At 66.2% G+C, this 26,973-nt stretch carries 19 protein-coding genes; 10 read left to right on the plus strand and 9 right to left on the minus strand.

Annotation, left to right across the window (positions count from 1 at the left end; translation table 11 throughout):
• Positions 1-233 precede the first annotated feature (233 nt).
• The 4 genes from CXQ96_RS09560 to CXQ96_RS09575 are packed head-to-tail and all read left to right on the plus strand — an operon-like array spanning position 234 to position 4,126.
• Positions 234-731 (plus strand): DUF2505 domain-containing protein, encoded by a 498-nt coding sequence (locus CXQ96_RS09560; protein ID WP_104117814.1) that lies wholly within the window; start codon positions 234-236, stop codon positions 729-731.
• A 52-nt stretch (positions 732-783) separates the two neighbouring features.
• The gene (locus CXQ96_RS09565) at positions 784-1,005 is read left to right on the plus strand and encodes an SCO4848 family membrane protein (RefSeq protein ID WP_104117815.1); all 222 of its coding nucleotides are present in this window, start codon (positions 784-786) and stop codon (positions 1,003-1,005) included.
• Between the two features lie 47 nt (positions 1,006-1,052).
• On the plus strand, positions 1,053-2,426 hold the full coding sequence (gene nhaA, locus CXQ96_RS09570; protein ID WP_104117816.1) for a Na+/H+ antiporter NhaA: 1,374 nt from the start codon (positions 1,053-1,055) through the stop codon (positions 2,424-2,426).
• Positions 2,423-4,126 carry a cell wall metabolism sensor histidine kinase WalK gene (locus CXQ96_RS09575; protein ID WP_104117817.1) on the plus strand — a complete coding sequence of 568 codons (1,704 nt, stop codon included), beginning with the start codon at positions 2,423-2,425 and terminating at the stop codon, positions 4,124-4,126. The genes nhaA and CXQ96_RS09575 overlap by 4 nt, the downstream gene beginning before the upstream one ends.
• Here CXQ96_RS09575 and sufU read toward each other — a convergent pair.
• From sufU to CXQ96_RS09595, 4 genes are all read right to left on the minus strand, one after another.
• Positions 4,123-4,575, minus strand: a complete 453-nt coding sequence (gene sufU, locus CXQ96_RS09580; protein WP_104117818.1) for a Fe-S cluster assembly sulfur transfer protein SufU — start codon at positions 4,573-4,575, stop codon at positions 4,123-4,125. The genes CXQ96_RS09575 and sufU overlap by 4 nt on opposite strands.
• Entirely contained in the window at positions 4,576-5,844 is a 1,269-nt protein-coding gene (locus CXQ96_RS09585; protein WP_104117934.1) for a cysteine desulfurase, read from the minus strand.
• A gap of 186 nt (positions 5,845-6,030) precedes the next feature.
• Positions 6,031-8,712 (minus strand): LuxR C-terminal-related transcriptional regulator, encoded by a 2,682-nt coding sequence (locus CXQ96_RS09590; protein WP_104117819.1) that lies wholly within the window; start codon positions 8,710-8,712, stop codon positions 6,031-6,033.
• Entirely contained in the window at positions 8,709-11,309 is a 2,601-nt protein-coding gene (locus tag CXQ96_RS09595; protein WP_181036413.1) for a LuxR family transcriptional regulator, read from the minus strand. Before CXQ96_RS09595 ends, CXQ96_RS09590 begins: the two co-directional genes overlap by 4 nt.
• A gap of 318 nt (positions 11,310-11,627) precedes the next feature.
• Between CXQ96_RS09595 and CXQ96_RS09600 the strand changes: the two genes are divergently transcribed.
• The 6 genes from CXQ96_RS09600 to CXQ96_RS09625 all read left to right on the plus strand — a co-directional run bounded on the left by CXQ96_RS09600 (position 11,628) and on the right by CXQ96_RS09625 (position 22,899).
• Complete coding sequence (locus CXQ96_RS09600) at positions 11,628-13,661, plus strand: Hsp70 family protein (protein ID WP_104117935.1); 2,034 nt, start codon at positions 11,628-11,630, stop codon at positions 13,659-13,661.
• 41 nt (positions 13,662-13,702) lie between these two features.
• A complete protein-coding gene (locus CXQ96_RS09605; protein ID WP_104117821.1) occupies positions 13,703-16,243 on the plus strand; it encodes a helix-turn-helix transcriptional regulator in 2,541 nt (846 codons plus the stop codon).
• Positions 16,244-16,507: 264 nt separating this feature from the next.
• Entirely contained in the window at positions 16,508-17,794 is a 1,287-nt protein-coding gene (locus CXQ96_RS09610; RefSeq protein WP_181036414.1) for an IniB N-terminal domain-containing protein, read from the plus strand.
• A gap of 388 nt (positions 17,795-18,182) precedes the next feature.
• A complete protein-coding gene (locus CXQ96_RS18400) occupies positions 18,183-19,463 on the plus strand; it encodes an IniB N-terminal domain-containing protein (RefSeq protein ID WP_181036415.1) in 1,281 nt (426 codons plus the stop codon).
• A gap of 101 nt (positions 19,464-19,564) precedes the next feature.
• Positions 19,565-21,388 (plus strand): dynamin family protein, encoded by a 1,824-nt coding sequence (locus tag CXQ96_RS09620; RefSeq protein ID WP_104117822.1) that lies wholly within the window; start codon positions 19,565-19,567, stop codon positions 21,386-21,388.
• A complete protein-coding gene (locus CXQ96_RS09625) occupies positions 21,388-22,899 on the plus strand; it encodes a dynamin family protein (protein ID WP_258059006.1) in 1,512 nt (503 codons plus the stop codon). The genes CXQ96_RS09620 and CXQ96_RS09625 overlap by 1 nt, the downstream gene beginning before the upstream one ends.
• Here the strand turns inward: CXQ96_RS09625 and CXQ96_RS09630 are convergent.
• The 5 genes from CXQ96_RS09630 to CXQ96_RS18620 all read right to left on the minus strand — a co-directional run.
• Entirely contained in the window at positions 22,884-23,495 is a 612-nt protein-coding gene (locus CXQ96_RS09630; protein WP_104117824.1) for a hypothetical protein, read from the minus strand. The two genes, CXQ96_RS09625 and CXQ96_RS09630, sit on opposite strands and share 16 nt — an antisense overlap.
• Before the next feature lie 215 nt (positions 23,496-23,710).
• Positions 23,711-23,863, minus strand: coding sequence for an LPXTG cell wall anchor domain-containing protein (locus CXQ96_RS18045; RefSeq protein WP_146070846.1), 153 nt, complete (start codon positions 23,861-23,863; stop codon positions 23,711-23,713).
• A 1-nt stretch (position 23,864) separates the two neighbouring features.
• Positions 23,865-24,923: a glycosyltransferase family 2 protein gene (locus tag CXQ96_RS09635; RefSeq protein WP_104117825.1), complete on the minus strand. Its 1,059-nt coding sequence runs from the start codon at positions 24,921-24,923 to the stop codon at positions 23,865-23,867.
• Between the two features lie 373 nt (positions 24,924-25,296).
• A complete protein-coding gene (locus CXQ96_RS09640; RefSeq protein WP_104117826.1) occupies positions 25,297-25,893 on the minus strand; it encodes a class F sortase in 597 nt (198 codons plus the stop codon).
• Between the two features lie 318 nt (positions 25,894-26,211).
• Positions 26,212-26,973, minus strand: a 762-nt coding sequence (locus CXQ96_RS18620) for a hypothetical protein (RefSeq protein WP_219816120.1), incomplete at its 5' end; no start/stop codon positions are given.

A 26,973-nucleotide genomic window follows, 5' to 3' on the forward strand; every position in this document is an offset into this window, starting at 1 on the left:
GGAACTCCTCAGGCGTGGGTCGTCCCGCTGCCCACGGGGACCCGGAAGGCGGCGGGGACAGCACAAAAGCCCGGAAAACGAAGCGCTTCCGGGGACGCCTCCACTTTACCAAGGGGCCCTGACGCTTTCCCTCCCGCGGTATCAGCCGCGTTCGTCCGGGGTGCAGGCCGTAGGATTGCCGGAGACCCTGTCCGTACCACCGGCGCGGCACCGCGCCGTCTCTTGGAGGAACCATGGCCCTCAACGCATCCACGACGCTGCCCTATGACACCACGACCGTCCTCGGCGTCTTCACCGACGAGGGCTTCGTCCGCCACATGAGCGAATACGTCGGCGGTTCGCTCGAATCGCTCACGGTCGACGGCGACACCGCCGGCGCCTTCACGCTCACCGCCGTCCGCACGATGCCGACGCACCGGCTGCCGGACATGGCCCGCAAGTTCGTCGGCGAGACATTGTCCGTCACGCAGATCGAACACTGGGAGGCGCCCGACGCCGCAGGCTCCCGCCAGGCGGCACTGACCATGACCGTCGCCGGCGTGCCGCTCAACGTCACGGCCGTGCAGCGCCTCGTGGCACAGGGAACAGAGACCGTCGTCGACCTGCAGGGAACCGTGTCGTCATCGATCCCGTTCCTCGGCGGCAAGATCGCCGGTGCAGCAGAACCCATGATCGGCAAGGCCCTCAACGTGCAGGCCGCCGAAGCCCGGAAGTGGTTGGAGAACCGCTGACCACCCGGTCGCTCCCGTAGATCCATTCCGCCCCACCGAAAGTTCCTGAACCGTGCAACTCCCCACACCGCTTGCCCTGATCCTGATCCTCGCCGGCGTCTGGACCCTCATCGTCTGGCCGCCGTTCCTGCGCCGCATCCTCAAGGATCCGCGGGCCCGTGACGAGAAGGGGGCCGCCACGCGGTTCCTGACCGTACACGTCATGCTCATCTCGACCTCGATGATCCTGGGAGCCGCAACCGCCGTCATCGGCGTGCGCGCCTTGATCGCCTGAGGTCCTTCGTCCCCCGCAGTCGCAGCCCCCTTCGCAGAGGAGACCCCATGGCGCACGACGAGTCCCGCCGGACGGCCGGATCCCATCCTGTGGTCCTCCAGCGATCCAGCTACCCGGAGTACCTCCGCATCAGCGAAATCCTCCGGAAGGAGACGGTGGGCGGCATCCTGCTTCTCATCGCCGCCGCGGTCGCGATCATCTGGGCCAACTCTCCCTTCGGCGCCTCGTACTTCGCCATCCGGGACTTCGAGTTCGGGTACGAACCGTGGCACCTGAAGCTCTCTGTCGGGCAGTGGGCCTCGGACGGCCTGCTCGCCGTCTTTTTCTTCCTCACCGGTCTCGAGCTTAAGCGGGAGTTCGTCGCGGGTGATCTCCGCCGGGTCAGCAGGGCCATCGTGCCGGTCGCCGCAGCGTTTGGCGGCGTCGTCGTCCCCGCCCTGATCTATACCATCGTGAACCTGTCCTCACCGGACACGCTGCGCGGCTGGGCCATCCCGACCGCGACGGATATCGCGTTCGCGCTGGCCGTGCTCGCGGTCATCAGTTCGCACCTCCCGGGTGCTCTGCGGATCTTCCTGCTGACGCTCGCGGTCGTTGACGACCTCATCGCCATCGCGATCATCGCGTTCTTCTACTCGGAGGACGTCAGCTTCGTCTTCCTGCTGTGGATGCTCCTGCCGCTCGGCCTGTTCGCGCTGCTCGCCCAGCGCCGGCCCAAGTTCTTCGGCAGGACGACGCTCGGCCCGTGGCTGATCCTGCTGCCCCTCGGCATCCTCACCTGGGCACTCATGCACGCCTCCGGTGTCCACGCCACCGTCGCCGGCGTGCTGCTCGGGTTCTGCGTGCCGGTGCTGCGACGCGCCCCCGACGGGTCACGCGCGCTGCCGAGGCCCAACAAGCCAGGATTGGCGGAGGTCTTCGAGCACCGTTTCCGCCCGCTGTCCACCGGGTTCGCAGTGCCCGTCTTCGCGTTCTTCTCGGCCGGGGTGGCGATCGGCGGCGCCGAGGGATTCGTCTCCGCCCTCACCGATCCGGTGCTCATCGGCATCGTGCTCGGCCTCGTGCTCGGCAAGCCGGTCGGCATCCTCCTGACGACCTTCATCGTCACCAGGACCACCAGGGCCACGCTGGATCCGGGACTGAGCTGGTGGGACCTCCTCGGCGTCGGAATCCTGGCCGGTGTCGGTTTCACGGTGTCCCTTCTGGTGAACGACCTGAGTTTCGGGGCGGGCAGCCAGCACGACGACCACGCGAAGGTCGCCATCCTCACCGCGTCGCTCATGGCGGCGCTCCTCTCCAGCGTGGTGCTGCGCTCCCGCAACAAGCACTATCGCCGCATCACCGAGGAGGAGAAGGTCGACACGGACGCCGACGGCATCCCGGACGTCTTCGAAGACCGCGGTGACCAGGCGCATCCGTGACCGATCGCGGCCGGACGGCGGGAGAGGGCGACCTCGCCGACGCCGATGTCGACCGTTCCGACCACCGGTCACAGCGGCGCCGACGCATCATCCTCAGTGAGATCGCCCTGGCCATCACCTTCACCCTCGCGATGGTGCTCGGGCTCGCCGAGCACGAGGACCTCGTGTCGGTGGAGCTCTTCCTCGCGGGCTGGACCCTCAATGTCCTGATGCTGACGCTGTGCTTCGTGCTTCCGTGGTCCACCATCCGGGCGAGTTCGGTCATCGTCATACCACTCGTCGACTTCGTAGCGATCGGCCTCTCCCGCGCCGCGGCGGGCGACACGCTGGCGGGCGTGGGTCTGCTGGCCGCGTTCCCGGTCGTCTGGATCGCCGCCTCACGCGTCCGGATGGGCACGGCGGTCGCTATCACGGTCGTCGCGTCCCTTGCGATCATCTGGCTCCCGCTCCCGCTCCGCGCCGAACCGACCACGCTCGACGCACTCCTGGATCCGATCCTGCTGCCCATCATGCTCACGGGGCTCGCCTGGTTCGTCAGCGCGCTCACCAAGGACAACCGTCGACAACAGGAAGCACTCAGGGAATCGCAGTCGGCCCTGAGGGAGAGCGCCGAGGCGGGCAGGAAGCGCGAGCGCCTGCTCGAGACCGTCTTCGACACAGTCAGCGTGGGACTGCTGGCACTCGATGCGGAGGGCAACGATCTCCTCATGAACGCCCGGCAGCGCGAGGGGCACGCCGTCGCAGCGCCGCCCGGCAACGGCGATCCCAACGAGGCCGAACTGCTGATCTTCGGACCCGACCGGGTGACGCCGATCCCGCCGGAGCAACGGCCCGTGGCCCGGGCGGTTCGCGGCGAGAACCTCGAGGCCGAGCGGGTGTGGATCGGGACGGGCCGTTCCCAACGCGCCCTCGCCATCTCCTCGCAGTCCATGTACGACGACGACGGTACTTTCGCCGGTACCGTGGTGTCCTTCAACGACATCACCGAACTGGTGCTGGCCCTGCAGGCCAAGGACGATTTCCTCTCGAACGTCTCGCACGAGTTCCGCACGCCACTGACGTCCATCCTCGGGTATCTGGAGCTGACACTCGAGCTCGGCGATCGTCTTCCCGACGGGGTCGCGGGCCACCTCGAGGTGGCACGGCGCAACGCCTCGCGGCTCGAGCAGCTGGTCGAGGACCTGTTGGCCATCAACGCCGGGACCTTCGAGGTCAACCCGGTTCCCACGGACGTGGGACGGACGCTGGCGGAAGCGACGTCGTCCGCCAGCGTGCGTGCGGCGCGCTCCGGCCTGCACCTCTCGAACCGGGCGCCGGCCACACTCCCCGCGGTCGTGGACCCGGTACGGCTCGCGCAGGCCGTCGACAACCTGCTCACCAACGCCGTGAAGTACAACAGGAAGGGCGGCAGCATTACCGTGGACGCCTGGCTCGAGGACGCTTCCCTCGTCGTCGAGGTGGCGGACACCGGCATCGGCATCCAGGCGGAGGAACTGCACCAGGTCTTCGACCGCTTCTTCCGATCGCACTCGGCCCGAACCTCCTCGGTGCCGGGCGTCGGGCTGGGCCTGCTGATCACCAGGAGCATCGTCGGTGAGCACGGCGGGTCGATCACGGTCACCAGCGAACCCGGGAAGGGCACGTGCTTCCGGATCATCATCCCGCAACCGGCGCCCCGGCCGCAGGATGGTGCTGGCTAGGAGTTCGCCGCGAGCAGGGACTCCTCGAGCGCGACCCATGCGAGCATCGCGCATTTGACCCTTGCCGGGAAGCGTGACACCCCGGAGAACGCCGCCGCGTCGCCGAGCACCTCCTCGTCCGCCTCGATCCTGCCACGCGAGCGCATCACCTCGCGGAAGGAGTCGACGAGTGCGATCACCTCGTCCCTCGGCAGCCCCTGCACGAGGTCGGTGAGCACCGACGCGGACGCCATCGAGATGGCGCACCCCGCACCATCCCAGCTCACGGCGGTGACCGTTCCCTCGTCCACGCCCGCGCGGAGGGTGATCTCGTCACCGCACACCGGGTTGAGCTGGTGCGACTCCCCCGCGCGCCCGCCGCCGTCGTACTCCCGCAGGGGCGAACCGTGGCGGACCTTCGCGTGGTCCAGGATGATTTGCTGGTACAGCTGTTCCAGGCCGGTACTCATTCAGTGTGCTCCGAAGAAGGGACGGACCTGCGCGACCGCGTCCAGGAACGCGTCCACCTCATCCGTCGTGGTGTACAGGTACGTGCTGGCGCGCGTGGTGGCAGTAATGCCGAAACGGCGGTGGAGCGGCTGCGCGCAGTGGTGGCCCACCCGCACGGCGATCCCCTTGTCGTCGAGGAACTGTCCGACATCGTGGGCGTGCACGCCCTCCACGTCGAAAGCAGCGAGCCCGATGCGCGGCAGGCCCGCTCCCGGCCCGAGGACGCGGATGCCCGGAACGGCTTCCAGGCCCGCGACGAGCCTCGCTCCGAGCGTCGCCTCCCACGCCTCGATGCGGTGCATCCCGGTCTCCGCGAGGTAGTTCGCCGCCGCACCGAGGGCGATGGCCTGCGAGATGCGCTGGGTTCCCGCTTCGAAGCGGTTCGGCGACGGGAGGTATTCGGCACGTTCCATCGTGACGGTGGTGATCATGGAACCGCCGGTGAGGAAGGGCGGCATCGCGTTCAGCAGTTCCGCGCGCCCGTACAACGCGCCGATGCCGGTGGGGCCGAGCATCTTGTGGCCGGAGAACACCAGGAAGTCCACGCCGAGCGCCTTCACGTCCACTGGCAGGTGCGGCACGGACTGGCACGCGTCGAGCAGGGTGAGGGCACCCACGGCCTGTGCGAGCTGGACGATCTCGGAGACGGGGTTGATGGTGCCGAGCACGTTGGAGGCGTGCGAGAACGCGACGATCTTGGTGGCAGGGGTGATCAGGGCGGCGGCGTCGTCTAGCCGCAGGGTTCCGTCGTCGTCGACCGGGATGAAGCGCAGTTCCGCACCGGTGCGCGCAGCGAGTTCCTGCCAGGGAATCAGGTTGGCGTGGTGCTCCATTTCGGTGACGACGATCCGGTCACCCGGGCCGATCGCGAACCGGCGAGCAGCTTCTCCCCCTCGTCCGAGCGTCGCGTTGGACATCGCGTAGGCCACCAAATTGATGCCCTCGGTCGCGTTCGAGGTCCAGACGAGCTCGCTCGTGCGAGCACCGATGAAGCGGGCGACGGCGGCGCGGGCGTCCTCGTACGCGTCGGTGGCGTCGACGGCGAGCGAGTGGGCACCGCGGTGCACGGCCGCGTTGCGCTGCTCGTAGAACTCCTGCTCGGCTTCCATGACGCTCAGCGGGTTCTGCGATGTCGCGCCGGAGTCGAGGTAGATCAGGGGCTTGCCGTTGACCTCGGTGCCCAGGATCGGGAAGTCGTTGCGGATGCGGTGCACCTCGGCGTCGGTCAGTCCGGCAGCGGTCGGTCCGGGTCCGGTGGGGGTTAGCGTGACGGGCGTTTCAACCACGGGCACGGGGACTCCTCGAATTCGTCAGTACTCCCAGCGACAATTACGCAAGGATTCTCTGTGCTAATCCTCCCACTGCCGGGCGCGCGCGGCATCCCAGTACTGCCTAACTAAGGGCGGCGTCGGCGCTCAGTCCTCGCTCATGAGGGGCAGGAGGTCCTCGCGTCGGCTGATGCCGGATTTCGCGAAGATCCGATAGAGGTGACCCTCGACCGTGCGGACCGAAGTGCCGTGCCGTTCGGCGATCTCCCTGTTGGTCAGGCCCTTCACAGCGAGCTTGACGACGGCGGACTCCCGGGGGGTCAGCCGGACCCCGGCGGGAAGGACGATCCCGTGCGCACCCTGCGGCCGGTCCATCCCTCCCGTGCACGCAGCGAGCCTCTGCAGCGCGAGACGGACCCCCGCGTTGTCCTCTCGCTGCTCGAAAGTCTCCCGCGCCTGCTCGAAGCAGCGTGCCGCGAGAGGCCGGTAGCCGGACGCCACCGCAGCTTCCCCTATCTCCAGCAGCCGATGCCCGTTGTCCTGAGGACTGGTCCCGGCTGCCTCTCCTGCGGCTGCCCGCGCGTAGGTGTGCACCAGGCGTTGTTTCCTGCCGTCGAAGGACGCAGTGAGGTCCGCGAGGCGAGGGAGGACCGAGCGGTCACCGAGGACGAGGGCCTGGTCCAGTGCGGCGGCGGCAACGATCGGCAGTCCTTCCCCGCTTGCGGCATCCGCCAGGAGCACCAGGGTGGCGGCGCCGTCCGGGTCCCCGCTGAGGGCCGCCGTGACGCTCTGCGTGTACACCTCAGCGAGACTCCGAGCGAGGCGGGACCCTGCCGGTCGCGCTCCGTCCTTGAACTCGAGGAGTGCTTCGGCGCTCTCGGGATCGCCGGCCAGCAACGCTGCATACGAAGCAAGGCCACGCACCCACGGAAGGATCAGGAGGAGATCGGAGGTCTGAAGTGCCTCCGACGCCAGCAGCAGGCGGGATCGGGCAGCAGAGAAGCGTCCCTCCTCCAGGGCCCGGGTTCCTTCGATGACGTCTTCCCAGACCGCACAGTGGAAAATGCTCCGAGGGTCCCGCCGGTAGAACGAGTGGAAGGCCGACAGCGCCTGCTCCGCCTCACCAGCCGCAAGCAGTGCGATGATGCGTAGTCCCGCCGCAAGATCCAGGAGCGGAAGCGTGTCCGCGTCGGTCGTGACCAGCTCGAGGGCACCGGCCGCCATGGTGGCAGCTTCCGCGGGGAGCCCTCTTCCCAGAAGGTCCACCGTCAGTACCAGGAACGCGACAATGCGGGTCTGCCGGGCCACGGTGTCGTCTGCCGCAATCGTCCGAACCGCTTCCGGCTCGAGGACGCCCGTGTCACCCGACCGCCGGACGGCATGGCGGACCACTGTCATGAGCAGCGCGTTCTCCCGCTCCGTGGAGGGAGAACCGTCCTCGCTCGCGCCATCGAGGAGGTGCTGCCAGCGATCCGCAGCCGCGTGCATGTCCTGCGTCGAACAAGCGCCGCGCTCCATCAGGATCAGGGAGAGGATGATCGCGTCACGGAGGGCCGGCTGCTCCGTACCGGGCGCCAGCGCTTCCTCGACGAGCTCCAGGGCAACCCCGACGTCGTTGGTGCTCTCGGCCCACGCCATCTCCACTAGCCGGCGCCTGCGCAGCCGTGGTGAACCGACGGCGTCGAGCACCCGGAGCGCTGCGCGTCGATCATGCAACCGGTTGGCGGCCGCCGCAGCGGACAGGAGGGCGTCGTCGTCCATGGCGACGCCCGCATCGAGCGCTAGCGCTGCACGCTGCAGCACCTCGTCGTCGTCCCGCGGCGGGGCCGTCATCGCCGCGAGGACGCGACGCTCCAGTCCCATCCTCCTCGCGGTGGGAAGCACCCCGCGAAGGACTGCGCCGTACAGGGGATGCCTGAGGACCAGCAGACCGTCCGCGGTCATCCGCACCAGGGAGACGTCGAGCAGCGTCCTCAGGACGTCCTGGTCCACCAGGGTATGTGCGACGTTGCCGGTAGCGGGCTCGGCGAGGGCCAGGAGCGTCATCGCGTCTCTCTCCTCCTGGGAGAGCGGTGCCAGCACCGCCTGGACGAGGTCCGTCAGGCGGGCGCTGACCGGCGGAAGCTCGGACGCCGCGTGCCACACGCCGTTTCGTTCGCGCAGATAGCCCGAGGCCACGCCCTCATTGATGAAGGACTGCAGGAACCTCGGATTACCACCGGTGATGTGCGCAGCGATGTGGACGACGGCGGAGACCACCGGCCCGCCGAGAAGCGACGAGCAGACCTCCCCGACCTCTTCGGCGGTGAGAGGTTCCATCACCACGGCGCCGAGCAGCCCGTCCGCCACCAGCTCCTCGAAACCCTGCGGCAGACCCGGCAGCGGGCAGGCCAGGATCAGCGCACGTGCCTTTCGTCCGGCGATGAGCTGTACGAGCAGTGCCACCGTGTCCTCGTCGAGGTCATGGGCATCGTCGATGAGGAGCAAGGGGAGGGTGTCCGCGGGTGCGCCGGAGCCGGACAGGTGATACACGAACCGACGCATGACCGCTGCCGGTTGGGTCAAGGCTTCGGCAGGCATCCCCCGGAGATACGTCGATAGGCCTCCGAACGGCACTTGCGAGAGAACGGCACGTCCGCTGATGCGGAGGATCCCCGCACCCGGCCCCGACCTCCCCTCGACCTCGCGGGCCACGGTCGTCTTCCCGGCACCCGCCTCACCCATGACGACGACACCCAGTACTGAAGCCTCCCGCAACTCGTCGACAAGGCGCGCCAGGAACACCTCGCGCCCCTCGGGCTGCCCGTCGTCCGTCCGCTTCCTGCTCACCGGTTGAACACCGTCGACAACTGTTTCCGGTTGGAGATCCCCAGCTTGCGCATCGCCCTCAGGACGTGCCCTTCGACGGTCCGCACCGACAGGTGGTAGGCGCCTGCTATCTCCTTGTTCGTGGCACCGCCGGCGGCCATGCGGGCAAGCGCCCGCTCGCGACTCGTCAGAACCCGGCGAGCCTGTGCGCTCTCCCGCGGGACGTTCGTACCGCGAAGAATCTGCTCGGCCCTGACGAATTCGAGCGGATCGTGCTCGGCATCATGGAGCTCCATCGACATGCGTGCCGCCGATCCCGCGAGATCGAGATGCCCCCGTTCGAGCCCTGACTCCGCCGCTGCCAGCAGCACGCTCGGGTCCCGCTGGATCACGCCGGTGGCGAGCAAATTGCTCGCAACCGCGAGCGGGGCGTCCTTGGACCGGGCGAGGGCGAGGAGCGACGGCGCCTGGGCGGCGTTGCCCAGCCTTACCGCGTGCATCCGCAGGATTAGCTCGGCGCCATGGTGTCCGCGGTCCCGTTGGTCGTCCGCCATCACTCCGAAGAGGCGAGCCGCTGCGTCGCCGTTCCGCAGGAGCGAATCCGTGAGGAGGTGGAAGAGCCGCATCGTCGCGGCGTCGATCCACGACGCGGGCTGCTCCCCGGTGAGGTCGGGGCGGGCAGGAGTGCCGAACACCACGGGCTTTCCCACCAGCGCGCGCGCGTATGCTGCAGCTGATTCCGCTACCGGCAACAGTCCCCGCCTGTCCCTGACCCGCAGCTGGGCGATCGCGGGCACCAGCCTCGCCAACGCCGCCCTCCCCCTCCCCGCCTGGGCGAGCAGGCAGCCTTCCAGGCATTCCGCAACTGCGGCGTCGACCCAGGAGCCCGCCAGCAGGGCCGGGGCGGAGGTCAGGACGAGCGCGTCCTGGAGGCGTCCCGCCTGCACATCGGCGAGGAACATGCTTTCCTGCAGTGCGTGGCGACCTGCGGAGACTCCGGAAGGAATTCCGAGGCGCCGGGCTCGGCCGGCCACTGATCGTGCCGTCGCGTCGTCGCCCGCGATGCTGTGCGCGAGGACGAGGTGAGCGGCGCGCTCCCCCGGATCATTCGCCGGGTACTGTCCGCCCTCGACAGGAGGCGAGGCAGCATCGATCGACAGCACGTCCCGGAAACGGCCCTCGTACACTGCCACCTCGCTCTCCAGCAGACGCGGGTCGATCCTCCCGGGTGTGGAATCCTCGGCGTCACCTGTGGTCGCGCGGCGGAACCGCTCGAGCAGTTCGCCCACACCGACTCCGTCGTCCTGGCTCCGTAGTACCAATCTGACCTGTTGTCCCAGGAGGTCTGCCCGATCGCCGGCACCCTCGTCGAGGAACCTCGACACCGCGTCATACCCATCGCGGTGTCGACCCTCCACGAGGTACGCCCGTGCATATTCCAGCGCCGTGTCCCCGCCGGTGGCCGCGACTCTCCGGAGCGCTTCGAGAGCAAGGCGGGAGTTCCCCGCATCGTTCGCACGCCGTGCGGTCTGCAGGAGGTAGTCGTCCGGTAGAGCGGTTCCGGTGTCGAGGAGCCATTCGGCCACCCGCAGCTGGCTGTCCGGTGGAAGGACGCCGTCCGTCTCGAGCCCGCGCAGCGCATGGAGAAGGGCGGCGGGTGGATTGCCCGCGAGGTCGGCCCGCAAACGGTCGCCGATCGCGCCGTTGACGACCTCGACGGGGTGCGGCGCGGCGTCGCCGACCGCGCAGAGGCCCGCGTTCTGGAGTTCGTCCACGGTATCCGCGGGAGCGAACCTGAGGAGCGCCTCGAGCGGTAGGGCTCCGGCGACAGCCACGAGTTCGAGGGCCTCGCGCTGTTCGCCGCTCAGGGCCAGGAGGATCCCGACGACGGGATCGTTCCGCTGCGCGCGGGAGGGGCCGTCCTCCTCCGTCAGAACCCACGTATCGTGCTCGAGCGCGAGCCTCCCTGACGCGATGTCGCCGCGCACCGCGACCTGGAGGAATCGCGGGTTCCCGCGGCTCGCGTGCCATAGCTCGACGGCGGCGGACCAGGACACAGGCGTCTCCAGCAGGTCCTGCAGGAGGGTCCTCATGGTGTCGAGTCCGAGCGGCATCACGTCCACCCGTTCGAGCAGGCCCTTGGTCCACAGCTCGAAGAATCGGCCCGGCGACGTGCCCGGTCGATCGGAGGCGACCATGAGGTGAACCACGCCCGCCTCGGCGAGGTAGGAGAGCGCCCGCACCGACGATTCGTCGAGGTACTGGACGTTGTCGACCACCACCACGACCGGCCGTTCACCGGCAGCCTGCAGCAAGGCGATCTGCACCGAATGCAGCAGGAACAGCGGGGGCGCCTCGGCCGGCAGGTCGAGTTCCAGGAACAACAGGTTGAGCGCCCCGTACGGCGTATCCGCCATCGCCAGCGAACCCCGGACGAAGACCAGGTGGGCGCTGCTTTCCAGCCGGGAAGCCGCTTCGCGGGCGATAGCGGTCTTTCCCGATCCGCTGGCACCGACGATCAGTACGCCGGCCAGCCCCGGATCGGTAACCGCACCCAGGACGGCGGCGACTTCTGCCTCACGGCGCAGCAGGGGCCAGGGGCCCGAGATCCTATCCATGATGTGAGGCGATCTGATGTGCGGGGCCGGGGAACAGGGCGCGCGGGAGCGGCAGCCGACTTCCCCCACCATGCGCCATTTATCGCCTATCCATCCAGTATGAGACTCACTATAGGGTCACCCGGAACAGCTTCGGGAGTAGTGGACACCGAAGGTCATGAGGTCCTCTGCGCGGCCGCGCCCTCGGCTCCGTCACCCTGGTCGAGAGGCTACCCGACCTTGCTGGAACGAGTCCTACGTCACGTTTGCGACAGCGCGCTGGATGCTACAGTAAGTGGACTGTTGAGTGATATGCGACACACGTTGGGGTGGGTGCTCGTGACTTACGTTCTTGGCATAGATGTCGGAACCAGCTATACGGCGGCTGCAATTTCCCGCTGCGAGAACCACCTTTTCGCTCCCCCTCAGGTGATGAACCTCGGCGGCAGGGGCGGAACCGTACCCTCGGTCATCTTCGTTGCGCCGGATGGCGAGCTGTCCATCGGGGACATCGCCGAGCGGCGAGGCGTGCGGGCACCTGAACGTCTCATCCGCGAGTTCAAGCGACGCCTGGGAGACTCGATACCTGTTGTCGTCGAGGACGAGAGCTTCACACCGGAGTTCCTCTTCGCGTCCGTGGTGCGGTGGGTCGTGGATCAGGCCGAGGAGCGCGAAGGCGAGCCGCCCGAGGGCCTTACCGTGTCCCACCCCGTCGTGTGGGGCGAATACCGAACCGATCTGATCCGGCAGGCGCTGTCGGATGTCGGTCTCGGACATGCCGAGCTCCTGAGTGAACCGGAAGCAGCGGCGCTCTACTACGCCTCCGACGAGCGCGTAGCGGACGGCAGTACCATCGCGGTGTACGACCTCGGCGGCGGCACGTTCGATGCGGCCGTCCTGCGGAAGAGCAGTGATCAGGCCTTCGTCTCCCTCGGGACTCCGGTTGGGATCGAACGCCTCGGCGGGGCTGATTTCGACGATCTGGTCTTCCGGCACGTCGTCGCCAATACTCCCGGCCTACTGGAGCATCTCGACATGTCCGAGGCGAGTGGGCATGTGCTTCTGGCGCGCTTGCGGCGTGAGTGCGTGGAGGCGAAGGAGATCCTCTCCTCGGACACGGAGACCACCGTGCAGATACTTCTGCCGAACCTGCAGAATGACGTCAGGCTCGTGCGGTCCGAGTTCGAGGAGATGATCGAGGAGCAGGTAGGCGAATCGGTCGACGCTCTTCGTCGGGTCTTGCGGACAGCCGAGCTGGAAGCGGCCGACCTCGACGCCATCCTCCTCATCGGTGGTTCCTCCCGCATCCCGCTGATTGCGCAGACACTGTCCGCCGAACTCGGCAGGCCGATCGCGATCGATGCCGATCCCAAGGCTTCGATCAGCCTGGGAGCCGCCTTCGCCGCTGCAGCGTTGATCGAGGTGGTCGACGACGACAGCGACGAGCATCCGGTGCAGGGACTTCTGCCTGCCGTGCCGGGTCACTCGGTGCGCCGGCGCCCCGCCGCGGCGGCTTTCGTTCGTGCAGAACCCGCCGCCGCTGTCAGTGCATCCCACCCGCGGGGACGCACCGTGGCGATAGCGGCAGCTGCCGCTCTCCTCGTCACCCTCACTGCCACTGCCGCCCAGAGCCCGACAGGGATCAACGCGCTCACCTCGGTCCTGGCTCAGGGAGGCGTTCCTGACGGCACTACCAATGGTCCCGACGGAACGGGACAAAAAGAGAGCAGTGCCGGCGACACCTCCGGTGCTGTTGAGGGAGCAGCGTCATCGACCCTGGAGGAGTTCATAGGTATTGCGAACGGGTCCCTCGCAGCGCCGACCGCCACGAGCACAGGGTCGGCCGTAGCAGGCGGATCGCCGACGAGCAGCCCGACAGGGTCACCTGTGCAGGGCCCTGAGCGTGACGCGAAGGGTCCGGTCCTGCAGTCCGCGAGCGGATCCGTCGATCCGGTCGCTCCGACCACGGATCCGGCGCCGGATTCATCCCCGACCGGTGGCGCTAACCCGAACCCGGCAACTGACCCACCGCCCGTTCCCACCGACCCGACCACCGGACCCACGACGGACCCGCTGCCTAATCCGACCACCGGACCCACGACGGACCCGCTGCCTGATCCGACCACCGGACCCACGACGGACCCGACGCCGGACACGACCACCGACCCCACCGCGGACCCGCTGCCTGACCCGACGCCGGGACCCACTACTGAGACGCCCTCCGAACCGGCCATCGGTCCCACTCCGGGGTCCAGCCCCACTCCGAGTGACGGCTCGCCGGCTCCCGAGACGTCGGCGCCCGCCTCGACACCCGTGCCGACCGCCTCCCTCGGGCTCACGGTGGATGTGCCCGCCCTCCCGGTGAATCCGTAGCACCGGTGACGGAAGTGTACGGAAGTCCCAAGACCCACGGGATGCGCCACAGTCTCATCCGAGAGACAGTCCTGGAGTCGTTGGTCGCATCGCACCGACGTCCGCTGCTGCTCGGCATCACAGGAGCGGGGGGAAGCGGGAAGAGCACTCTCCTGGGCATGCTGGAGGCGCGCTACAGGGCTGAGGGAGTAACTGTCCGTCGTGACTACCTGGAGGTCGATTCCGAAGCCAGCGCCGGTCGAAGTGCCGTCTTCGTCGACGACGCCCACTCGCTGAAGGAGTCGGATCTCGCCCACGTTCATTCGCTCCTTAGAGCGGATCACGTGGACGTCATCATCGCGTATCGTCCCTGGCCCCGGACGAAAGCGCTGCGCGAACTGGTGGCGGCGATCAAGGAACAGACCCCGCCCATCAAGCTGAAGCCCTGGTCGCTCGAGGAGATCGACGATTACGCCGCTTCCTCCCTGGGAATGAGACCCTCCGCAGATGTCGTGGACAAGATCGCCGAGTTGACCGGTGGAATGCCCTGGCTCGTTCAGCGAGTCGTGTCTGGTCTCCATGACAGCGGGAGCGGATTGAGCGCTGCGGATCTCGTGTCCCATCAGGGCCTGACCGAGCTCGCTGACGAGCTCGAGGAGATCGGCGGTATCAGTCGTGACACCCTGTTGGTCATGGCCGTCGGTGATACTGCGGGCGTCCATCCGTTCCCGGGCCTGGGCGGGGCCGGGGGTGACTTCGAAGAAGCAATCGCACGGGCGAAATCAGCAGGATTGCTGCTTCCCACCGGTCAACTCATCCCCTTGGTGCAGCAGGCATTGCTGGCGGCCGCACCACGGTATCGGGTGCAGGAGCTTCAGAAGGCGATCGTCGATACGCTCGAGTCGCAGGGGCTGCTCCCCACCGACGTTGCGCGCGCCCTGGCACGCAGCGGGTTCAAGGACCAGCGAGTCGCGCACCTGCTGGTCGAAGCAGGGAATGCAGCGCTTGCCCCGCAGCCGGATCTTGCTGCCGCTCTGTACGCAGACGCCGTCAGTGCCGGAGCCAACGAGCTGGCACTGGCTGCGCGGCGCGCTCAGGCCGCGTTGGCGCTCGGCGATCTTGATACGGCAGGCCGTCTCCTCGACGACCTGTTGATGCAGTCATCCGCCCCTGACCTCCGACGGGGAGTGAACGTCTCCGCCACTGTCTGGGCTCAGCGGGGTATGTTGGCCCGCGGAGCGGAGGTGTACCGCTGGTTGGGCCCGGAGCGAGTGGGATCCTCGGGTCCCCTTGCAGCCGTTGCGATGGTCGGCAGTGGCGACAGGGACGGGGCCAGGCAGATGCTCGATGCAGCCGCACCTTCTGCGTCTCCCACTGTGCTCGCCGTCGCGACCACCCTCGTGGCTCAGGGAATATACGACACCCTGGGCGATCGGCCCCAGCAGGCAGTAGCTACCCTCATCAGGGCATCCAATTTGATGACCTCTTCGGCCGCTTGTATACCTCTGCCGGACCTGCCGGCAGCACTCGGCGCCGTCGTCGCGCTGCACCACGGGGACATCCGCGTTGCGCACTCCATCCTCGATGCAGCGCTGGCAGGTAATCAGGGAGGCGATGGGGGGCGTCCGAGGCTCATACTGCTGCGAGCCTGGGTAGCCATGCAGGAAGGCCACCTGGATCAGGCAAGGTCTGCAATCGATGAAGCTACCGAGTTCTGCGACGGCTGTTTCGGACCGCGTGACCAGTACCTTCTGGACGTACTGGAGGTTGCCGTGGCACGGCGAACCGGCAGCGCCATCGACCTCGTGACTGCCTGGAGCCGAGCCCAGGAAAGTGTGTCCAGGGTGTCGGTCGACCTGTACAACCTGCTTCCACTCGGGGAGTTGATGGTCGCGGCCGCCCGACTCCGGGAATCCCGATGGCTGGAGCCCCACATCGAGGAGGCGTGGGCGCTTCTCGCCAGACTCGGCAATCCGACACTGTGGGCCATCCCGCTGCATTGGAGCGCGGTGCAGGCCGCCATGCTCAACGAGCGGCCCGACAGCATCTCGCCCCACGCCTCCGCACTGGTGCGCGCCTCGAGTCACAGCCACGCGGCCTCCGCTTTCGCCACGGCTGGTCGTGTGTGGATCTCTGTCCTCGGTTCGAAGGTCGACGTGGCCGCCGTTGAGTCGGCAGCCCACGGGCTCTCGGCAGTCGGCCGGCCCTGGGACGGATCCCGGTTGGCAGGTCATGCAGCAGCGCGGGCGAGTGAGGGAAAGGACATGAGTCAGCTCCTGGCATGCGCTCGTGGTCTCAACCCGAGTACGGGCCTGAGCCAGCAAGCACCCCCGTCGCCCGAAGCACCGAGTCCTGGCGAAACGGGAACCGCTGCCGGTCCGACGCCGGAGCAGGGCAAGCTGAGCGCGCGCGAGTACGAGGTTGCGCATCTGGTTCTGCAGGGCAGGACCTACAGGGAGATCGGAGAGACGATGTACATCTCCATGCGCACGGTAGAGCACCATATGGCGCGCATGCGGCGCCGGTTGGGGGCCAAGAACCGTTCCGAACTGCTCATGCAGCTTCGCTTGATTCTGCGGGATACACCTGACTCCACCGATTGAGAGCGCCGGCGCTCTCGGTACGCGTGGTGCGAAGGTCCTTCCGAGGAGTTTCGCGGCTTCGGACGTCCTCGACTACCTAATGGGCGTAAGAAAACCCCTAACCCCCTAATGCCTTCGCCGCCCAAATCCCTAGCGGGCCGCTTCCAGGTAGGGGGTTTACCCCCGATGCCCGGTGGGTGACGTGAGCCATACGTTTGATTCAAGCCCGGTAGCGACACTGGGCGGGATCACCTTCACACACTCTTCAGATCGAGGGATCAAATCATGGCTACACTCGCTTCTTCACTTCTTGACTTCCTGATGAACCTCTTCAACGATCCGGAAGCCGCTGCTGACTTCCTGGAGGACCCGGAGCAGGCTCTGGAAGATGCCGGCTTGGGCGGCGTGTGCTGGGATGACGTCGAGGCTGTCCTGCCCGTCGTCGTCGACTACGCACCGATCACGGTCAGCTCCTCCTTCGACCGCGAGTACAACACCGGTGGCAACGCCACGGGCAACTTCGCGGGCAACACCTGGGCTCCCGTTGCCGCCGCTCCGGCCGCACACGTGGCACCCGCTCACGTCCACCACGATGACGACCACGGACACGACGACCACGGTCACGCTGTTGCACAGCTGCACAGCATCGTGAACAACTACACCTACACCTCCACCACGGATGACCGCGACACCATCACCGACCAGTCGGTGAACCAGAACATCTGGGCCAACGGCGACGTCACCCAGCTGTTCGACAACGACGCTGTTGTCGCATCCGGCGACGGCGCCATCGCCGCCGGCGACGACGTCGAGATCGACGAGTCCGAGGACAACTCGACCAACATCACCGTCGGCGACATCGAGATCGATGACTCCTTCAACGAGGACAATGACACCGACATCGACGTCGACATCGACGACTCGTACAACGAGGACAACGATGGCGTCGACGGCGACGACAACGTCGTCGGTGGCAGTGGCAGCGGAGCGATCGTCGTCGGTGACGACAACGCTGTCGGCAACGAGGACAACGATGGCGTTGACGGCGACGGCAACATCGTCGGTACCGAGGGTGACGTCATCATCGGCGACGAGAACGTCACGGGTGACGACAATGTCGTTGGCGACGGCAACATCGTCGGCAACGACACCGAGATCGATGTCGAGGTTGGTGACATCGTCGGTGGCGACCAGGTTGGTGGCGACCAGGCCGGTGGCGACATCATCGACGTCGGAGATGTCACGGTCGGTGACATCGTCGGTGGCGACAACGTCGGCGGCGACAACGTCGGTGGCGACCTCATCGATGTCGGAGACGTCGACGTAGAGGTCGGCGACATCGTCGGCGGAGACCTCGTTGAGGGCCCGGTCGTCGGTGGCGACCTGATCGAGGACGTCGAGGTCGGCGACATCGTCGGTGGCGACGTCATCGAGGTCGGAGACGTTGACCTCGACCTCGTCGGTGGCGACCTCGTCGACGTTGGAGATGTCGCCGACGGCGGCATCATCGGCGACGTCGACCTGGACGTCGTAGCCGAACTGCCCGTCCTCGTAGAGGATCCTGCTCTCTAAGCAGTAGCTCCGTAACACAACAGCATAAGTAGGAGGCCCGGACATTCCGTCCGGGCCTCCTGCACGTCCAAGCCCTGACATACCTGATCGGCCTGTAGGGGTTTGAACTGCCGAAGCCGGCGGAGGACCAGAGGCTCTGAGCGGAACCAGCACGGAGGGATCCTTCTGAAATGACGGCAATGCTCACGAGAAGTGACTACCTAACGGGGGCAGGAAAACCCCTAACCCCCTAATGTGGTCGGCACTGAAATCCCTAGCGGACCGCTTCCAGGTAGGGGGTTTACCCCCGATGCCCGGTGGGTGACGTGAGCCATACGTTTGATTCAAGCCCGGCAGCGACACCGGGCGGGATCACCTTCACACACTCTTCAGATCGAGGGATCAAATCATGGCTACACTCGCTTCTTCACTTCTTGACTTCCTGATGAACCTCTTCAACGATCCGGAAGCTGCTGCTGACTTCCTGGAGGACCCGGAGCAGGCTCTGGAAGATGCCGGCCTGGGCGGCGTGTGCTGGGATGACGTCGAGGCTGTCCTGCCCGTCGTCGTCGATTACGCACCGATCACGGTCAGCTCCTCCTTCGACCGCGAGTACAACACCGGTGGCAACGCGACGGGCAACTTCGCGGGCAACACCTGGGCTCCCGTCGCCGCCGCTCCGGCCGCACACGTGGCACCGGTTCACGTTGCTCCCGTGCACCACGATGACGACCACGGTCACGCCGTTGCACAGCTGCACAGCATCGTGAACAACTACACCTACACCTCCCACACGGATGACCGCGACACCATCACCGACCAGTCGGTGAACCAGAACATCTGGGCTGACGGCGACGTCACCCAGGTGTTCGACAACGACGCTGTTGTCGCATCCGGTGACGACTCCATCGCTGCCGGCGGGAGCGTTGCGCTCGACGAGTCGGTGGACAACTCGACGAACGTCACCGTCGGTGACATCGACATCGACGGATCCTTCAACGAGGACAACGACGTCGAGCTCGACGTCGACATCGATGGATCCTTCAATGAGGACAACGACGACGTCGACGGCGACGACAACGTCATCGGTGGTGCTGGTGGAGGAACCGTCGTCGTCGGCGACGGCAACGCTGTCGGCAACGAGGACAACGACGACGTCGACGGTGACGACAACATCGTCGGCACCGACGGTGACGTCATCATCGGCGACGAGAACGTCACGGGCGACGACAACGTCGTCGGCGACGACAATGTCGTCGACAACGAGCTTGATGTCGATGTCGAGATCGGCGACATCGTCGGTGGCGACCAGGTCGGTGGCGACCAGGCCGGTGGCGATATCGTCAACGTCGGAGATGTCGAGATCGGTGACATCGTCGGTGGCGACAACGTTGGCGGCGACAACGTCGGCGGCGACCTCATCGATGTCGGAGACGTCGATGTAGTAGTCGGAGACGTCGTCGGCGGAGACCTCGTCGAGGGCCCGGTCGTCGGTGGCGACCTGATCGATGACATCACGGTCGGCGACATCGTCGGTGGCGACGTCGTCGAGGTCGGAGACGTCGACCTCGACCTCGTCGGTGGCGACCTCGTCGACGTCGGAGATGTCGCCGAGGGCGGCATCATCGGCGACGTCGACCTGGACGTCGTAGCCGAACTGCCCGTCCTCGTAGAGGATCCTGCTCTCTAAGCAGTAGCCCTGTGTAACACAACAGCATAAGTAGGAGGCCCGGACACCGTGTTCGGGCCTCCTGCACGTGGCACACTTACGGTAATTCGAGGGGGAGTTGTATGACCGAGCTGGTCAAGCTGGTGGAGGAAGGCATTGCGCTGACGACTGCGGGCGAGCGGGAGGACCTCCGCGCGCGGCTGGAGCAGACCCGCAAGCGCCTGCTCGACCCGAACGTCCGCGTCATCGTGGTGGGGGAATTCAAACAGGGCAAGAGCAAACTCATCAACGCGCTCGTCAATGCCGCCGTGTGTCCCGTCGACGATGACATCGCTACGTCCGTTCCGACGGTCGTACGCCACGGAAGTCCGGCATCAGCGAGCATCATCACCCTCACGAGCAACGGCGCGGAGGGTGAGGAGGAGATCAAGCGTGTTCCCGTCAAACTCGATGAGCTGGCCGGCTACGTCTCCGAGAACGGAAACCCAGGCAATGAACGCAAGATCGCGTCGGCTGAGGTGCGCCTGCCGCGACAGCTTCTCAGCGGCGGCTTGTCGATCATCGATTCTCCAGGGGTCGGCGGCCTCGATTCCGCCCACTCCCTCGCTACTCTGACGGCGTTGCCCACAGCCGACGCCATGATTCTGGTGTCCGACGCGTCCCAGGAGTACACCGAGCCGGAGATCAGCTTCCTCCGGCAGGCCATGCGCGTGGCACCAACCGTGGCCTGTGTCCTGACGAAGACCGATCTGTATCCGCAGTGGCGTCAGATCGAGGAACTCGACCGGCATCACCTCGATCAGGTCGATCCGAAGATCCCGCTGTTCCCCGTGTCGTCGGACCTTCGGCTTCACGCAGCGCGTCTGCAGGACAAGGAACTGAACATCGAGTCGGGATTCCCCCCTCTGGTGAACTACCTGCGCCGGGAGATCCTAGGAAAAGCAGAACGTGTCCAGCGCAAATCCGTTCAACAGGACCTGCTGGCCGCCACGGGACACCTACTGCTCTCCCTGCGAGCCGAACTCAACTCCCTCGAAGACCCCGGCAATTCGCCGCAGATGATCGCAGGGTTGGAGGCCGCGAAGGAGCAGGCGAACGAACTGCGGAAGAGGTCGGCGCGTTGGCAGGTGACGCTCAACGACGGAGCCAGCGACCTCATAGCTGACATGGAGCACGACCTGCGGGAGCGGATGCGTGCCATCCAGCGTGAGGCAGAGACCGCGATCGATCAGGGCGACCCGGGGGCAGTGTGGGACCAGTTCTCCGAGTGGCTCGAGCAGCGCGTGTCGGCGGCCGTTTCCGAAACCTTCATCTGGACCAATGAGAGGGCCCAGTGGCTCGCTGAACAGGTAGCCGAACATTTCGCGCAGGATCACATCCCCCTGCCGGCGCTTCGCGTCGACGACACGGAGAACGTCCTCGATCCCGTGGAGCAGATGCCCACGCTCGATCCCGGTCATATCGGCCCGGGCCAGAAGGTGCTCATCGGAATGCGAGGTTCCTACGGCGGCGTCCTGATGTTCGGCCTGCTGACCGGAATCGTGGGCATGGCACTGATCAACCCGCTCTCCGTCGGAGCGGGCCTCATCCTCGGCCGCAAGGCCTACACCGAGGACAAGGAGGCCCGACTCAAGCGGCGCCAGGGAGAGGCGAAGGTCCTGGTACGTCGTCAGATCGACGACGTGATCTTCCAGGTCGGGAAGCAGCTGAAGGACCGTCTTCGACTCGTCCAGCGCTCCACGCGGGACCACTTCACCGAGATCGCGGAGGAGCACCACCGTTCGCTCGGTGATTCCGTGACCGCGGCCCAGAAGTCCGCCGCTACCCTCGCCGTCGAGCGGGATCAACGAGTGCGCACGATGAACGCCGAGATCAAGCGGGTGACTCTGCTGCGCCAGCAGGCACAGGCACTGACCAGGGCGCCCGCGAAGGCCACCGCGGTCTGATGGCATCGGTCCTCGATCAGGCGTCGGACCTCGTACGCCAGGCACTGGAGATCTACGAGGACGACCCGGTCGGTCGTGACCTGCTGCAGGGCCTTCACAGCCGGCTGGAGGAGCCGCTCCGGGTTGCGGTAGCCGGCATGATCAAGGCCGGCAAGTCGACCCTCATCAATGCGATCATCGGCGAGGAGATCGCTCCCACGGACGCTGGAGAAAGCACGCGGATCGTCACCTGGTACCGCTACGGGGCCACCCCGAGAGTAACCGTGCACCTGCACGACGGCGCGTCCCGTGAGCTCCCCGTCCGTCGGGTGGGCGGGCGCCTGGTTCTGGATACGGGTGGCCGCGACGCCGCGGACATCGCGCGCCTGGTGGTGGACTGGCCCTCACGGCAGCTTCGTGACATCACCATCATCGACACGCCCGGAATCGCGTCCCTGTCCGAGGACGTGTCCCAGCGATCCCTGAGGTTCCTTACTCCCGTCGACGCACCGTCGGAAGCAGACGCGATCATCTATATGATGCGTCACCTTCACGCCTCCGACCTCAACTTCCTGGAGGCGTTCAAGGACAGCACAGCCGGCCGGTCGGCAACCATCAACGCATTGGCTGTGCTGTCCCGTGCCGACGAGATAGGCTCGGGCCGCATCGACTCCCTTCTATCGGCCGGCAACATAGCCGCCCGATACCGCCGCGAGGGCGTCGTGCACAAACTTGCGCTCGAGATCCTTCCCCTTGCCGGTCTTCTCGCGCAAAGCTCCCGCACGCTACGGCAGTCCGAGTACTCGGCCCTGAAGAGTCTGTCGTCCATGGAGCGACGCGAGCTTGAACGGCTCCTCTTGTCCGCCGACCGCTTCCTGAGGCCGGACCCTCGCCTCGCCGTAAACCCTGAGATTCGTGCTGAGCTGCTCAACCGATTCGGGCTGTTCGGTGTTCGCCTCGCTTCTGCCCTCATCCGTGCGGGATGTTCCGACGCCAGCACGCTGGCGCGTCAGCTGACACGGCGCAGCGGACTCGACGAACTGCTCGCCGTCGTGTCCGCACAGTTCCAGGCCCGGGCGGATCACTTGAAGGCGCGGTCCGCGCTGCTGGGGATCGGTACACTCCTTCGCCAGAGACCTCGTGCAGGAACCAGCGCGATCAGATCCTCCCTCGAGCGCCTGGAGGCGAGCGATCACGAGTTCCGGGAGCTTCGGCTGCTGGCCGACCTCAGAAGTCAGGCGGTGGTCATGCCGAGTGGCTTGAATGCAGAGGCTGAAGCCTTGATCGGCGGGCGCGGTATGGAACCCTCTGCCCGGCTCGGTGCCCCCGACGACGCCCTGCCCGAGGTTCTGCTCGACACCGCGATGGGTTACCTCCGACGGTGGCGTTCCCTGGCACAGAGTCCTCTGACCTACCGTGAAACCGCTGAAGCATGCCAGGTCGTGGTGCGCAGTTGCGAAGCTGTACTGCACGCGCTGCGATCGCAGGAACTCCTGCCTGCACGCAGGCTCCCCGTTTACGACCGCGAATGAAGCCACGTTCCGACCGCGGGCGAGAACGCCAGGATGAGCCCGAGTCCCGCGATCGGAATCTGCGCTCCAAGAGCCAGCAGGGTGTACAGACCTTCGGTGCCTGTGGGGACCAGGAACTCGACCGCAAGCAAGATAGCGCCGGCGTGCAGGATGAGCAACAGCACGAGGAACCATCTCGCTGACGCGTGCTGCCGCATCAATGCGTTCAGGACAATAAACTGAACCAGGACGACGGCGACAAGGGCACTGAGGCTGCTCCAGAACAGGATTGCTGCCACCGTCTTGAGGTTCTCCGTACTCTGACCCGGATCACGGTCGGTGACGTAGGCCAGCAACCTGTCCCCGTGGGTCTCCCGGTTCAGGAAGATGACGACGGCGAGGATTATCGCGATGAGGCAGCTCACCGACAGCAGACGTCGAGCTGCCTTCAGGGACCCTGGTGGTGGCGGGATTGAGTGGATCGGTGCCGGAGTACGGTCGGACATCCTCGGCTTGGGCGGGGGACCCGAGGCCGCGATCTCCGGCGATCCCTCGGGAGCCGATTCGGTCGCCGAGATCTCTCCGTCGGCGTCGACGTCCTTACGCTGTTCTCCCATTGCCCCAATGTATCGGGCTTTCACGCCGCCCCGGTCTCAGATCCACGAACATGTCGTGCTCATCCATGGAGTGCGCGCCGAACGCAGGTGGTATAGGTGCGCTCCCATGTCGAACACGGGCGTGGGGACGACAGCGACACCATGATCGTCAACCGAGGAGGGGCCGCCGCGGCCGGTTAATGTCCACCAGCCGCGGCGCTCCGCAGGGTCAGATGCTACGGACGGTGCTGACCCGGGCGGCGGAGCAACGCCATCATGGCGAGGCCGGCGAGGAGCAGCCCCACCGCTGCAAGGACCATGCTTCCTGTAGCCAGACCCGTGGCCGCGAGGACCGCCCCGCCCGCCGTCGTTTCGCTTGCACCGTACATGTCAAACTCCTTCTGCCGCATATTGGTTGGCCCACCGGTCGGCACGCCTGTTGGTTATCTTTGAAACGAGGACGTCCACCCAGGAGCGGACGAACCAACCCGCACGCAGCCACATGAAGAGCTCGTTCGGGAAAAATGATGCCGCGATGAGCAGGTCCACCCTGTCGCGGTGAGGAATGCGGAGTGCCCTTTTGACGTCCAGCGCGATGAACAGGACGGGCAGCAGGAGCCAGTACCAGACGAGGTTGAACATGCCGAGTGCGACGGCACCCAGGATGACCGACACCCAAAGGGCCTTCAGTCCGGCGTTCACCATCCCCATCGCCTGCTGTCCCCAATCCCGCAGAGTCAGCCTGTTGACGCCGATGCGGAGCAGGTCCTCGACCGTGCCAACCTGCCACTTCATGCGCTGCTGCCACAGGGACCGTAGGTCCTTCATGCTGTCCGTGTAGGCGCGGACAGTAGGGGAAACGTGGCAGCGGTAGCCTGCCTCGCGTATCCGGTAGGTGAGCTCGAAGTCCTCCGTGGCGGAGTCGTACGACCATGGGCCTACGCGGTCATCGCGCGCGGCGACGGCTCGCAGTGCGGGCCCGCTGATCCCGCAACCCGTTCCCGCAAGCACCGACGTCTCACCCCGGCGAAGGCTTGTGTCCGTCCACGTTGCGAACTCGGCCTTCTGAAGTCGGGACAGGAAGTCCGGTGCCTGCATGGTGAACTTCGAGGAGGACCCTCCGAGGGTGGCGTCGGCGGCGAGCTCGTGTTCCCAATCCGCGAAAGCGTTGGGTGGAAGCTCGGTGTCAGCATCGAGGCAGACCACGACGTCCGCGTCCTGACCGTAGGCGAGCCAGGCAGTATTGAGGGCTTCCGACTTGCGGTGCCGCAGCTTCGGCAACTCCATCACGGTGACCGGATACCTCCGCGCAACGGCTGCCGTGTCGTCGGTGCACCCGTTGGGAACAACGACCAGCCGGTCCGCGGGCCGCGTCTGCGCGAGGGCTGCCTCGATGGTGGCTGCGATACTCGCAGCCTCGTTGTAGGCAGGGATGAATGCTACGAGCACAGCTCGACTCCTGGTTCACGTGACGGTGGTGTGTGGGGCAGGCCCCGAAAGTTCGCGGGAAGCTGGAGTAGTCGAAGCTTCAACCGTTCCCTGTTTCAATGTCACACCAGTCCCCTGCCAGTCGTGGGCGCTCCTGGGCACAATGAGTAGGACCCTCCGGAAGTGGGGTGACGACGGGTACGTGGGAAGTAGGCATTGCGACGGAGGAGGTACCAACGCCGTGGAGGTAGGTAGTGACTACTCAGGTGCTCTACTGCCGTGGGTCCCTGGCAGCCCGACGATCCAAAAGTGCGGCTGCTCGAGCACAAGTGCAAGACCCGGTAGGAGCAACGCTCCCACCGGGTCTTGATCGGTCAGAACCCGATCCGCTTGCCTAGGTTCGGGGCGAAGCGGTGATGACCACGTTCTTACCCCAGGGGTCCTCCGTGTAACAGCTGATGATGACGAGCCGGTTCGGCATGACAGCCCAGATGTCACTTTGCCTCAGGGTGTTCTTGTCATGTGTGGTGATCGAGTCGATGACGTAGGGCATCGCTCCCTGATCGGTCGTGATGGTGACGGCGTCACCAATAGAGGCATGAGTGCTGAAGCGATCGAACGGAGCTTCCCGCCCCTCCCAGCTGTGTCCGGTGATGTAGGTCGTATCGGTGGAGCCGGCCCCTGGCGATCCGTAGGAACTGATCCAGTAGCCGTCGTCCGTATAGGGCGGGACAATCGCCTGCCTTGCGAGATCGTCAGCTGTGGGAGTGAGTTGCAGGACAGGAACATCTATGCCTGCGGCGGCGACGGTGATCCTGATTGGAGCAGAGGCGAGCGGCCCAGCCGCAGACGTTGTGGCACCGTCAGGACCCGAGTCTGATTCGGGAGGGCTGGTGGGATCCTGGATCTCGCCTGCATCCTGGCCGTCGATTGCTTTCCCCGAGGCAGCACCGTCTTGTGGGTAGGTCGGCTGACTGGCGTCAGGTCCCATCGGTGTGGGATGAGTCAGCGCAGGGGCGCGGACTTCAACGGGCGCGTTGCTTCCACTGTGCGGAGCGAGGGAGGACGGCGGCTGGTCAAGCGAGATGACCAACAGCAGTGCAAGTCCAACGACCGAGAAGAAGGGCGACGCACCTCTGCGAATAGGTCTGGGACGTCCGGCATGAGCCGATGTCCGAGTGCTTCGTGAACCCAGATTCATTGACCGTGACCTTTCACGGTTGCAGGGGCACCGGCTTGGCGTAGCCGGTGCCCCCACAATCGATCTGTTCGCGGGCCCTCCTACGGAAGGCGAACCCACTCGGTGGAACTAACTCCTGTGCTTCGAATCCCGACGGCTACCGAAGACGGCCACCGCTATGGTCAGACCGCCAGCCATGAGTCCGACGAGGCTGAAGTACTGAGTAGAGGAGGTAGGAGTTTCGGCCACAGCTGCGGACTGGATGTTAAGGCCGCGCTGGCTGGGAGCTCCTTCCCTAACTCCGACAACAGCGGCTCCTCGACTGATGTTCGTGCCGACGACTGCGCCACCGGTGTTACCCGGGGCACCCTGTACGCCTGGGGCACCTGGCATGCCCGGCGCACCCGGGGTACCTGGCATGCCCGGCATTCCCGGCGTACCCGGCGTACCCGGCGTACCCGGCGTACCCGGCGTACCCGGCGTACCCGGCGTACCCGGCGTACCCGGCGTACCCGGCGTACCCGGCGTACCCGGCGTACCCGGCGTGCCCGGGTTACCCGGGTTACCCGGGTTGCCTGGACCGGTCGGGCAGACCCCGTTCGGAGGATTCACGATGTCACCTGCGTGATCACCGTGACCGTTCAGACCGTTCTTGTTCACTTCGATCCGCACGTACGGGTTCGTCGCCGAGCCCGTCGCGTGACAGATCACGACCTTCTCGTTGCCGTTGCCCGGGTTGCCTGGACCGGTCGGGCAGACCCCGTTCGGAGGATTCACGATGTCACCTGCGTGACCACCGTGACCGTTCAGACCGTTCTTGTTCACTTCGATCCGCACGTACGGGTTCGTCGCCGAGCCCGTCGCGTGACAGATCACGACCTTCTCGTTGCC

The organism is Arthrobacter sp. B1805, from assembly GCF_002929745.1.
Lineage (GTDB): Bacteria > Actinomycetota > Actinomycetes > Actinomycetales > Micrococcaceae > Arthrobacter_D.

Bases quoted from the DNA above. Each gene is read 5' to 3' on its own strand.
- CXQ96_RS18400 (WP_181036415.1), top strand. From the start codon at position 18,183: ATGGCTACACTCGCTTCTTCACTTCTTGACTTCCTGATGAACCTCTTC.
- CXQ96_RS09610 (WP_181036414.1), top strand. From the start codon at position 16,508: ATGGCTACACTCGCTTCTTCACTTCTTGACTTCCTGATGAACCTCTTC.
- CXQ96_RS09640 (WP_104117826.1), bottom strand. From the start codon at position 25,893: ATGGGACCTGACGCCAGTCAGCCGACCTACCCACAAGACGGTGCTGCC.
- CXQ96_RS09625 (WP_258059006.1), top strand. From the start codon at position 21,388: ATGGCATCGGTCCTCGATCAGGCGTCGGACCTCGTACGCCAGGCACTG.
- CXQ96_RS09595 (WP_181036413.1), bottom strand. From the start codon at position 11,309: ATGGATAGGATCTCGGGCCCCTGGCCCCTGCTGCGCCGTGAGGCAGAA.
- CXQ96_RS09560 (WP_104117814.1), top strand. From the start codon at position 234: ATGGCCCTCAACGCATCCACGACGCTGCCCTATGACACCACGACCGTC.
- nhaA (WP_104117816.1), top strand. From the start codon at position 1,053: ATGGCGCACGACGAGTCCCGCCGGACGGCCGGATCCCATCCTGTGGTC.
- CXQ96_RS09620 (WP_104117822.1), top strand. From the start codon at position 19,565: ATGACCGAGCTGGTCAAGCTGGTGGAGGAAGGCATTGCGCTGACGACT.
- CXQ96_RS09630 (WP_104117824.1), bottom strand. From the start codon at position 23,495: ATGGGAGAACAGCGTAAGGACGTCGACGCCGACGGAGAGATCTCGGCG.
- CXQ96_RS18045 (WP_146070846.1), bottom strand. From the start codon at position 23,863: ATGTACGGTGCAAGCGAAACGACGGCGGGCGGGGCGGTCCTCGCGGCC.
- sufU (WP_104117818.1), bottom strand. From the start codon at position 4,575: ATGAGTACCGGCCTGGAACAGCTGTACCAGCAAATCATCCTGGACCAC.
- CXQ96_RS09605 (WP_104117821.1), top strand. From the start codon at position 13,703: ATGCGCCACAGTCTCATCCGAGAGACAGTCCTGGAGTCGTTGGTCGCA.